Source organism: Paenirhizobium selenitireducens ATCC BAA-1503 (assembly GCF_000518785.1).
Classification (GTDB): Bacteria; Pseudomonadota; Alphaproteobacteria; order Rhizobiales; family Rhizobiaceae; genus Allorhizobium; species Allorhizobium selenitireducens.
In genome coordinates this window covers 96,361-107,424 of record NZ_JAEG01000009.1, presented here as the reverse complement: position 1 = coordinate 107,424, position 11,064 = coordinate 96,361, and the positions used below count along the sequence as shown (strand labels likewise).

The window sequence follows — 11,064 nt, the reverse complement described above, 5'->3', positions numbered from 1 at the left end:
CGAGAGATATCCTCCGGTTTCGGAGGCTTAGGGCTTCTCGCGCAAGGGGAGGTGAAATCTCTTCCCTGCATGGCCGAATCCCTTCGGCGAAAGCATCCTGCAATCCTGCCCCATGACAGGTCATCGGTTGGTTTTGGCAGCGCCGGCCCATCCGGTCTGCCCTTCATTCGCGGCCAACGGACTTGATCGTCCGAAGTGGCCAGCCGGGACCTGGGTCCCGAAAGAGAGCCGGCGGACCTCGCGAGGATGGTCCGCCGGAAGATTTTTAGCGGCGAATGCCCAGGCTCGTGATGAGCTTCGTGTAACGGGCTTCGTCCTTCTTCTTGAGGTAGTCAAGAAGCGAGCGACGGCTCGACACCATCGTCAGCAGGCCACGGCGGGAATGGTTATCCTTCTTGTGGTCCTTGAAGTGTCCGGTGAGGTTGTTGATCCGCTCGGTCAGGATCGCAACCTGGACTTCCGGAGAACCGGTGTCGCCTTCGACGGTTGCGTATTCCTTGATGAGGGCAGCCTTGCGCTCTGCAGTGATCGACATCGGGAATCCTTTCTGAATATCAGGAGAAATAAGACGCCATATGCCGGGATGTCGTCCAGCAAAGGCCGTGAAAGCAGACGGCAAGCCGCCATGCTGGCGTGCCTATAGCTCATCCCGTGGCGAAATGGAAGCTTTGTTTGGAAGGCGCCTGCTCAGCCGAACACCCGTCTCGGACGGAATTCGCCCTCGCCGATCTCGCCGATCGCGACCAACTTGCCGAAGCAGGTGGCAAAGGCGTCCGCCTCTGCCACCGGCGCGTTGCGGCCCCTGAGCAGGATCGGATTGCCCATCCGCAGGCGATGCGCCTGGTCCTCGGTAATCGCGATATGCGGCAGGCCGGAAAGCGCCTCTCCGGTGTCGATCAGGAACGCGTCGAGCGCGGCAAGCCGCTCCTGCTTGTCCTCGATCGCCTCCAGTGCGGTCAGCTCGGCGAGCGACACCATCGTCTCCTCGGCGAAAGGCGCAACGAAGGAGCGCCTGAGCGAGGAGATATGGCCGTAGCAGCCGAGATCGCGTCCGAAATCGCGAGCGAGCGAGCGCACATAAGTGCCCTTGCCGCATTCGACTTCGAAGCGGGCGCTGTTCTCATCCGGGCAGCCGACCAGCGTCAGGCGGAAAATCTCGACCTCGCGCGACGGAATGTCGACGGTCTCCCCTTCGCGCGCCAGGTCGTAGGCCCGCTCGCCGGCGATCTTGATCGCCGAGAACTGCGGCGGGATCTGCGAGATGACGCCGGTATAGGCCGGCAGCAGGGCGCGGATCTGTTCCTCGCTCGGGCGCTTCTGCGACGTCTGGGTCGCCTCGCCCTCGAGGTCGTCGGTCGCCCGCTCTTCTCCCCAGGTCACGGTGAATTCATAGATCTTGCGGCCATCCATGACATAGGGAACGGTCTTGGTTGCGTCGCCGAGCGCGATCGGCAGCATGCCCGACGCAAGCGGATCGAGCGTGCCGGCATGGCCGGCCTTCTGCGCGTCGAACAACCATTTGATCTTGGAGACGGCCTCGGTCGAGCCGAAATCGACCGGCTTGTCGAGGATCAGCCAGCCGGAAACCGGCCGGCCCTTGGGTTTGCGGGGTTTGGACATGCGCCTCTATTCTTGTTCGTCGTCGCTGTCGGTGTGCCCCAGATCGCGTTGGACCTCGGGCGAGCGCAAGAGCGCGTCGATCTTCTGGTAATTGTCGAAGCTGGTATCGTCGCGGAACCGCACCTCGGGCATGTATTTCAGCTGCCGGAGCTGGGGGCCGAGCCGGCCGCGGATATATTTGGCGTGGTGGTTCAACGCGTCGATCACCGCCTGATGGTCGGCAACGCCGAGGGGCGTCACATAGGCGTTGGCGACCCTGAGGTCTGGCGACATGCGGACTTCGGAGATCGAGATCACTGTCTTTTCGATCAGCGGATCGCGCACTTCGCCACGCTGCAACACCTGCGAAATCGCAGCGCGCACCTGTTCGCCGACACGCAGCATGCGCTGGTTGGGCGCGGAAGTCGTTGGTTTGGTCATATCTTTTCGCCTCAAACGAAGCGAGCGCCGGATCGTCCGGCGCCCGTCCTCAAATCCCGTGCTGTCGTCGCCTTAGAGCGTGCGCGTGATATGTTCCACGCGGAAGCACTCGATCGTGTCGCCGGCGCGGATGTCTTCGTAGTTCTCGAAGGCCATGCCACATTCCTGGCCCATCGGCACTTCGGCCACTTCGTCCTTGAAGCGCTTGAGTGTCTTGAGCTTGCCTTCGTGGATGACGACGTTGTCGCGCACCAGGCGCACGCCGGCACCACGTTCGACCTTGCCTTCGATGACGCGGCAACCCGCGACCTTGCCGGTCTTGGTGATGTTGAACACTTCCAGGATTTCGGCATTGCCGAGGAAGGTTTCGCGGCGCTCCGGAGAGAGCAGGCCCGACATCGCCGCCTTCACGTCATCCACCAGATCGTAGATGATGTTGTAGTAGCGGATTTCGGTGCCGGCCCGTTCGGCTGCGGTGCGAGCCTGGGCATTGGCGCGAACGTTGAAGCCGATGATGGCGGCGTTCGACGCTTCGGCGAGCGAGATGTCGGACTCGGTGATGCCACCGGCACCCGAATGCACGATGCGGGCGCGAACTTCGTCCGTTCCCAGCTTGTCGAGCGCGCCGATGATGGCTTCGATCGAGCCCTGCACGTCGCCCTTGATCACCAGCGGGAATTCCTTGAAGCCGGTATTCTGCAGCTGGGTCATCATCTGTTCCAGCGAACCGCGCTGGCCGGACTGACGGGCAGCGGCCTTGTCGCGGGCCAGACGCTGGCGATATTCCGAGATCTCGCGCGCGCGGGCTTCGTTCTCGACAACGGCGAACCGGTCACCGGCCGCCGGCGTGCCCGACAGGCCGAGCACTTCGACCGGCGTGGCAGGACCCGCTTCCTTGACGTGGTCACCCTTGTCGTTGACCAGGGCGCGAACGCGGCCCCACTGGTCGCCGGCAACGATGATCTGGCCCGGACGAAGCGTACCCTTCTGGATCAGAACGGTGGCAACGGCGCCGCGACCGCGGTCGAGCTGGGCTTCGATGACGGTGCCTTCGGCCGTACGGCTCGGATCGGCCTTGAGATCGAGAATTTCCGCCTGAAGCAGAACGGCTTCAAGCAGCTTGTCGAGGTTCAGCTTGTTCTTGGCCGAGACTTCGACGTCGAGCACTTCGCCGCCCATCGATTCGACGAAGACCTCGTGCTGCAGCAGCTGGTTGCGCACCTTCTGCGGGTCGGCCTCGTGCTTGTCGATCTTGTTGATCGCCACGATGATCGGCACGTTGGCGGCCTTGGCGTGGTTGATCGATTCGATCGTCTGCGGCATCACGCTGTCGTCAGCGGCGACCACCAGGATCGCGATGTCGGTTGCCTGTGCACCGCGGGCACGCATTGCCGTAAACGCGGCGTGCCCGGGCGTGTCGATGAAGGTGATCTTCTGGCCGTTGTGTTCGACCTGATAGGCACCGATATGCTGGGTGATGCCGCCGGCTTCGCCGGAGACGACGCTGGTCTTGCGGATCGCGTCGAGAAGCGAGGTCTTGCCGTGGTCGACGTGACCCATGATGGTCACGACCGGCGGGCGGGACACCAGTTCGCCTTCGTCGTCGGCGACGTTGAAAATGCCTTCTTCAACATCCGACTCGGAGACGCGCTTGACGGTGTGGCCGAATTCGGTGGCGATCAGTTCGGCGAGGTCGGCGTCGATGACGTCGCCCGGCTTCATCATCTGGCCTTCCTTCATCAGGTACTTGATCACGTCGACGGCGCGCTCGGACATGCGCTGCGACAGTTCCTGAATGGTGATGGTCTCCGGCAGGATGACTTCGCGCATGACCTTTTCACGCGTTTCCTGCATCTGCGAGCGGCGGAACTTCTCCTGGCGGCGGCGCTGGGCTGCCATCGACCGACCGCGGGCGTTGCCGTCGTCGTCGACATTGGCCGTGGTCACGGTGAGCTTGCCGCGGCGACGGTCTTCTTCGGCCTTGGGGCGCGGCGGAACCTTGGCGGGCGCCGCAACGGCGACCTTGCCGCGAGCCGGAGCACCACGATTGACGGTGCGTTCTTCCTCTTCCTCGTCGCCGGCCTTGCGGCCACGAACGAAGCCCGGCGGCACGGGAGCGGACGGAGCGGCAGCCGGCTTCGCCACCGGACGGGCTTCCCCGGCGGTTGCGGCGGGCGCAGCTTCGGCCACTGGAGCCGGCGCCGGTTCTTCCGGCTGCGGCTCGGCGGCGCGGCGTTCAGCCTCTTCGGCTGCCAGACGGGCGCGTTCCTCGGCCTCAGCCACACGACGGGCTTCGTCGATGACGCGCTGCTTGGCTTCCTCGACTTCGCGAGCCTGGGCTTCGATCAGGGCGCGGCGGCGCGCTTCCATTTCGCCGGCCGACAGGTCGTGAAGGACGGCGCCACGCGGGCGTTCCTGGCGAGCGGGTTGCTGCGGCGCCGGGCGCTGCGGCTGGGGAGTAGGCTGGTGCGTGCGGGTCTGCGGGGCAGGCGCTGCAGGACGAGCCTGGACAACCGGAGCTGCCGCAGGTTCGGGCGCGCGCACCACCGGCGCTACCGGCGTCACGATCTTTTCGTCTTCGGGACGGGTCGGGCGCCGCTTGCGCGTCTCGACCACCACGGCCTTGGTCCGACCGCGACCCATGTCCTGGCGCACGGTACCCTGGGTCACACCTGACGGTTTCAGGGTGAGGGTCTTCTTGCCCGGCGCGCTGAGTGTGTTGTCGTCTTTGTTGTCGGTCATTCCGTTCCGTTCCTTGGACAAGGCCGGATGCGGAACATCAGACCTCGTCGTTCAATTCGTGTATTCCGATAATGCGTCCGGCTGAAGCCGTTGACCGCGTCATTGCTTCGGCATGTCTGCGACATCCTTTATCTGAGACAGTCCGCCTGTGCGGTACTGTTCAAGCAGGTTTGCGCGCTTCACTACACCTTCACCCGCCTGCCCTGCAAGCACCGCTGCATGGATAAACGCGTTCTGGCCCATCAGTTCGTCCATTTCTGCTCCGGAAAGCAGGTGGAACGCCGGAATCGCCGCGTCCGTCTCCATTCCGAGGTGCCAGGCCTTGCGGGCCTGGTCGATCTTTCTGACGCCGTCGGCTGCCGCGTCCGTCGAATGGAAGACGGCCAGCGCCTCGCCACTGCGGACCGCCGCTTCGACCTTGGCCGATCCCGACACGAACTGCCCGGCCTTGCGGGCCAGGTTGATCATCCCGGCCAGTTGCTGGGCAAGCAGCCGGTCGACTGTCTGGCCGAGCTCGGCATCCGCCTTCACATCCCTTTTCAGGGCTCGGGCGAAGAGCTTCTTCGCCACGGCCTTGTCCACCAGCTCGCGACGCGCCGTCACCCAGCAGCCCCGGCCGGGAAGCTGGCGCTTCAGGTCCGGCACGATGGTGCCATCCGGGGCGGCGACGAAGCGGATCAGCGTCTCGGGTGAGCCGCTGTCCCGCGTCACGATGCACATGCGACCGTTCACTTCGCCCTCCGGACCATCGTCCTGGGGCTCATCTTCGGCCGCACCGGTCATGCTCATTCAGCCTGCTCGGCTTCTTCCGCCACTTCTTCTTCCGCAGGAGCCGCGAGGTCTTCTTCGGTGATCCAACCGGCCGCGATACGGGCCTGGACGATCATGTTTTCGGCTTCGGCGCGCGAAACGTCGAACTTGCCGAAAAGACCTTCGAACTTCTTGGTCTCGCCGTCCTTGCGTTCGCTCCATCCGACCAGGTCGTCGGCGGCGCAGCCGGCAAAGTCCTCGATCGTCTTGATGCCGTCCTCGCCGAGCGCGACCATCATCTGCGAGGTCATGCCGTCGATCTGGCGCAGTTCGTCGGCCACGCCGAGCGCCTTGCGCTTGGCATCCATTTCCGCCTCGATCTTTTCCAGGTACTCGCGGGCGCGGGTCTGGATTTCCTGGGCGGTGTCCTCGTCGAAGCCGTCGATCGAGGAAATTTCCTCGAGATCGACATAGGCGACTTCCTCGACCTGGGCGAAACCTTCGGAGGCGAGCACCTGGCCGACCATCTCGTCCACGTCCAGCGCATCCATGAACAGGTTGGTGCGCTCGTTGAATTCCTTCTGGCGGCGCTCCGATTCCTCGGCTTCCGTCATGATGTCGATGTCCCAGCCCGTCAGCTGCGAGGCGAGACGGACGTTCTGGCCGCGACGACCGATGGCGAGCGACAGCTGCTCGTCCGGAACGACCACTTCGATGCGTTCCGCATCTTCGTCGAGAACCACCTTGGCGACTTCAGCCGGCTGCAGGGCGTTGACGATGAAGGCGGCCGGATCGCTCGACCACGGAATGATGTCGATCTTTTCGCCCTGCAATTCGCCGACGACGGCCTGAACGCGCGAACCGCGCATACCGACGCAGGCGCCAACTGGATCGATCGAACTATCGTTCGAGATGACGGCGATCTTGGCGCGCGAACCCGGGTCGCGGGCAACCGACTTGATCTGGATGATGCCGTCGTAGATTTCCGGCACTTCCATGGTGAACAGCTTCACCATGAACTGCGGATGGGTGCGCGACAGGAAGATCTGCGGGCCGCGTTGTTCGCGGCGCACGTCGTAGACATAGGCGCGAACGCGGTCGCCGTAACGGAAGGCTTCGCGCGGGATCATCTCGTCGCGACGGATGATGCCTTCGCCGCGGCCCAGATCGACGATGACGTTGCCGTACTCGACGCGCTTGACCGTGCCGTTGACGATTTCGCCGACGCGATCCTTGAACTCGTCATACTGACGGTCACGCTCGGCTTCACGCACCTTCTGCACGATGACCTGCTTGGCCGACTGCGCGGCGATGCGGCCAAAATCCATCGGCGGCAACGGATCGGCGATGAAGTCACCGATCTTGGCTTCGATGTTGCGGTCGCGAGCGAGCTCGAGCGCGATCTGGGTCGAATAGTCCTCGACCTTCTCGACGACTTCCAGAAGACGCTGCAGGCGGATTTCGCCGGTCTTGGAGTTGATGTCGGCGCGGATGTTCGTTTCGGAGCCGTAGCGCGAGCGGGCGGCCTTCTGGATGGCATCGGCCATCGCGGCAAGGACGATTTCGCGGTCGATGACTTTCTCACGGGCGACCGCGTCCGCGATCTGCAAGAGCTCGAGCCGGTTAGCACTGACTGCCATTGTCTTAAGTCTCCGTCTTCCTGCCGGGGCCGCGGCCCACGAGGCGGTTAGTCAAACATTATGCTTCGTCGCTGTCTTCGTCATTCTGGTTGGCGGCTTGCGCCTTGGCCAGCTTGTCGGCGCGCAGGGCGTCGCGAATGAGATCGTCGGTCAGGATCAGCTTCGCTTCGCTGAGCGCGTTGAACGGGATCTTGACCCGTGGCTCCTCGCCATAGGCGACCTGATCGCGCTCGAGCGTGAAGCCTTCGCCGTCGACCTCGGTGATCTTGCCGCGAAACCGCTTGCGGTTGTCGATCAGGATGGAGGTCTCGCACTTGACGATATGACCGTTCCAGCGCTCGAAATCCGACTTGCGCACCATCGGGCGATCGATGCCCGGCGACGAAACTTCGAGGTGATAGGCCTTGTCGACCGGGTCTTCGACGTCGAGCACCGGAGAGATCGCCATGGAGACCTCCTCGCAATCCGTCACGGTCATCGTTCCGTCGTTGCGCTCCGCCATCACCTGCAGCGTCAGGCCGTTCTGGTTCATCAACCGCGCCCGAACCAGCTTGAATCCCAACGCAACCAGAACCGGCTCGATAATCTCGGCGATGCGCCGGTCGAGACCCGTCTCGATGATGATACGCGCTTCGCCGTCCTGCGGCGTGGGCATGCTGTCAGACAATCGTAATACTCCCGGATGGACCCGATCGCCAACAAAAAAGAGCGGGTCCTTGCGGCCCCACCCTTCATCTGTCGATCAAGAATATGGGCGCTGTATACGCCCGGTCGGGCGCGATTGCAAGCTTTTCACGCTTCTCGGCCTGCTTATGCCTTCTGGCCATCCGATGTTAGTTCACGCGCAAGCTCATTGCTGCCAGTGTATCGCGCAGAGTACCAGAGACGTGACCGCAGAAAAAGGTATGCCTGAATGCCCGAGCGCAGATCCTTCCTGTCCCCATTGAAGCATCCGGTCTATCGCAGCATATGGAGCGCCAGTATCGCCTCCAATCTCGGTGGGCTGATCCAGGGCGTCGGCGCGGCGTGGATGATGGCCTCGATCTCGCAGTCGGAGAACATGGTCGCGCTTGTTCAGGCCTCCACCACCCTGCCGCTGATGCTGTTCTCGCTGCTCTCGGGCGCCATCGCCGACAACTACGACCGCCGGCGCGTCATGCTGACGGCCCAGGTCTTCATGTTCTGCGTATCCGCAATGCTGGCGCTCTTCGCCTATTTCGGTCTCATCACGCCGTGGCTGCTGCTGCTCTTCACCTTCCTGCTCGGCAGCGGCACGGCGCTCAACAATCCTTCCTGGCAGGCTTCGGTCGGCGATCTCGTGCCGCGCGAGGATCTTGCCGGCGCGGTCTCGCTGAACAGCGTCGGCTTCAACATCACCCGCAGCGTCGGTCCGGCGATCGGCGGCATGATCGTCGCTGCCGCCGGTGCGGCCGCCGCCTTCGCCGCCAATACGGTGAGCTATTTCACTCTGATCTTCGCGCTGTCCCGCTGGCAGCCGGACCTGCCGCAGCAGACGCTTCCCCGCGAGGCGCTTGGCCAGGCGATCGGCGCCGGGCTGCGCTATGTCGCCATGTCGCCGAACATCGGCAAGGTGCTGTTCCGCGGCTTCGTGTTCGGCCTGACGGCGAGCGCGGTGCTTGCGCTGCTGCCGGTCGTCGCGCGCGATCTGGTCGGCGGGGGAGCTCTGACTTACGGCGTGATGCTCGGTGCCTTCGGCACGGGCGCGATCGCCGGGGCGCTGGCGAATTCCAGGCTGCGCGAAGCGCTGTCGAGCGAGGACATCGTGCGCTGCGCCTTTGCCGGCTTTGCCTTGAGCGCGACGGTCATCGGCATCAGCCCCTATGCGGCGGTGACGAGCCTTGCCCTTCTGGTGGCCGGGGCCTGCTGGGTGCTGGCGCTGTCGCTTTTCAATACGGTCGTGCAATTGTCGACGCCGCGCTGGGTGGTGGGCCGCGCACTGTCCCTTTACCAGACGGCCACCTTCGGCGGCATGGCGGGCGGCAGCTGGCTCTGGGGGCTGATGGCCGAAAGCCAGGGTGTCACCAACGCGTTCTTCGCCTCCAGCCTGCTGATGATCGTCGGCGTGGCGATCGGGCTTTGGCTGCCCATGCCGGCCTTCGCCTCGCTCGATCTCGATCCCCTGAACCGCTTCAACGAGCCCCCGCTGAAGCTCGACATCAGGCCGCGCAGCGGTCCGATCGTCGTCAATATCGACTATGAGATCGCCGACGAGGACCTGCCGGAATTCCTCGCGGTCATGGTCGAGCGCCGCCGCATCCGCATCCGCGACGGCGCACGAAACTGGGCGCTGATGCGCGACCTGGAGAACCCGGACATCTGGACGGAGACCTATCACACGCCGACCTGGGTCGAATATGTCCGCCACAACCAGCGCCGCACCAAGGCGGATGCCGAGACGACCGACCGGCTGCTCGCCCTGCATCGCGGCGAAACGAAGCCGAGGGTGCACCGGATGATCGAGCGGCAGGCGATCCCGCCGGCAGGCGACATCTTCCACAAGACCCATGTCGATCCGCACTGAGCGTGAGGGGCTTCGTTCTAGCCAGCAGACGCTCTAGCGCAGCTTGCCCTTCAGCGAGGCGTCCGGATAGCAGGTCGGGGCCAGTCCGTTCTTCTGCTGCCAGTCGCCGAGCGCCCGGCGGGTCTTGTAACCCGGCAGGCCGTCGACATTGCCGACGTCGTAGCCCTTGGCGACCAGCGCCTTCTGCATGGCGAGCACATCCGAGCGCAGCATCTTGCCGACCTCGCCGAACGGCGCCTTGAACGCGCCGCCGCCGTAGGCGATGCGGTCGGCGAGATTGCCAATGAAAAGCGCGTAGAGGTCGGAGTTGTTGTATTCCTTCAGCACATAGAAATTCGGGCTGACGAGGAATTCCGGGCCATGCGTGCCGGCCGGAACCAGCATCATCGTGGACGCGGAGAGCTCACTTCCCGGGAATGCCTTGCCTGAGATGCGCTCTATGCCCTGTCCGGACCAGTCCGACAGCGGTCTGGCCCTGTCCGGGCCTTCCTGTGCACAGGAGACGCCGGAGGGAATGGCAACCTCGAAGCCCCAGCCGCGGCCTGCCTGCCAGCCGCTCTTCTTCAGATAGTTGGCGATCGATGCCAGGCTGTCGGGCACCGAGTTCCAGATGTCGCGGTGGCCGTCGCCGTCGAAGTCGACGGCATATTTCAGATAGCTGGTCGGCATGAATTGCGGCTGGCCGAGCGCGCCGGCCCAGGAGCCCTTCATCTGGCCCGCAGCAATGTCGCCGCCCTCGATGATATGCAGCGCCGAGATCAGCTCGCGGCGGAAAAGATCCTTGCGGGTCGACATGAAGGCCTTGGTGGCCAGCACCTCGACGGCAGGGTACGGCAGCTTGGCGCCGCCGAAACCGGATTCCCGGCCCCAGATGGCGACAATGATCGAGCCCGGAACGCCATAGGCCGCCTCGACCTTGCGCAGCGTCGATGCATGGCGGTCGGCAAGGCTGCGGCCGGTGCCGGCCAGTCCCTGCAGCCGCTTTTCCGAGAAATAGGCGCCCGGCGAGGAAAACTCCGCCTGGCTCTGCTTCTGGTCCTTCGGCGGGGTGGTCCCGGGCGGCACGAGGTCCGGCAGGTCCCAGTTGAGCGTCAGGCCGGCGACCGCCTTGTCGAAGGCGGCGCGCGAGATGCCGGCGCCCTTTGCCTCCGGCCACAGGTCGTTGGCGAGCCATGCCTGGAACTGCTGCTCGACGGCCGCCTTCGACGGAGCGGCGGAGGCGGCGGGGGCGCTCCACAGCAAGCAGGTCGACAGCGCCAGCGCCAGGCTGCGGCGAATACCCTTCTTGGGGGTGGACTGCCCGACAGGGCGGAGGGGGCTAAGGCCGGTCATGACAGGTCTCCCGTCGTC

Annotated in this window: 9 protein-coding genes; 1 reads left to right on the top strand and 8 read right to left on the bottom strand. The window is 64.4% G+C overall.

Annotated elements, in window-relative coordinates:
• Positions 1–265: 265 nt before the first annotated feature.
• From rpsO to rimP, 7 genes are all read right to left on the bottom strand, one after another.
• Complete coding sequence (rpsO, locus tag L867_RS0113850; RefSeq protein WP_028737450.1) at positions 266–535, bottom strand: 30S ribosomal protein S15; 270 nt, start codon at positions 533–535, stop codon at positions 266–268.
• Positions 536–687: 152 nt separating this feature from the next.
• A complete protein-coding gene (gene truB / locus L867_RS0113845; RefSeq protein WP_028737449.1) occupies positions 688–1,620 on the bottom strand; it encodes a tRNA pseudouridine(55) synthase TruB in 933 nt (310 codons plus the stop codon).
• Between the two features lie 6 nt (positions 1,621–1,626).
• The gene (gene rbfA, locus L867_RS0113840; RefSeq protein WP_028737448.1) at positions 1,627–2,040 is read right to left on the bottom strand and encodes a 30S ribosome-binding factor RbfA; all 414 of its coding nucleotides are present in this window, start codon (positions 2,038–2,040) and stop codon (positions 1,627–1,629) included.
• 72 nt (positions 2,041–2,112) lie between these two features.
• Positions 2,113–4,782, bottom strand: coding sequence for a translation initiation factor IF-2 (gene infB / locus L867_RS0113835; protein ID WP_028737447.1), 2,670 nt, complete (start codon positions 4,780–4,782; stop codon positions 2,113–2,115).
• 99 nt (positions 4,783–4,881) lie between these two features.
• Positions 4,882–5,571 (bottom strand): RNA-binding protein, encoded by a 690-nt coding sequence (locus L867_RS0113830; protein ID WP_408605981.1) that lies wholly within the window; start codon positions 5,569–5,571, stop codon positions 4,882–4,884.
• Entirely contained in the window at positions 5,568–7,172 is a 1,605-nt protein-coding gene (gene nusA / locus L867_RS0113825) for a transcription termination factor NusA (RefSeq protein ID WP_028737445.1), read from the bottom strand. The genes L867_RS0113830 and nusA overlap by 4 nt, the downstream gene beginning before the upstream one ends.
• Before the next feature lie 58 nt (positions 7,173–7,230).
• A complete protein-coding gene (rimP, locus tag L867_RS0113820) occupies positions 7,231–7,827 on the bottom strand; it encodes a ribosome maturation factor RimP (RefSeq protein WP_037173403.1) in 597 nt (198 codons plus the stop codon).
• Positions 7,828–8,085: 258 nt separating this feature from the next.
• Here rimP and L867_RS0113815 point away from each other — a divergent pair, with 258 nt between their 5' ends.
• The gene (locus L867_RS0113815) at positions 8,086–9,714 is read left to right on the top strand and encodes an MFS transporter (RefSeq protein ID WP_028737443.1); all 1,629 of its coding nucleotides are present in this window, start codon (positions 8,086–8,088) and stop codon (positions 9,712–9,714) included.
• Between the two features lie 33 nt (positions 9,715–9,747).
• Here L867_RS0113815 and L867_RS0113810 read toward each other — a convergent pair whose 3' ends face one another.
• The gene (locus L867_RS0113810) at positions 9,748–11,046 is read right to left on the bottom strand and encodes a lytic murein transglycosylase (protein WP_104368076.1); all 1,299 of its coding nucleotides are present in this window, start codon (positions 11,044–11,046) and stop codon (positions 9,748–9,750) included.
• Between the last annotated feature and the right edge of the window lie 18 nt (positions 11,047–11,064).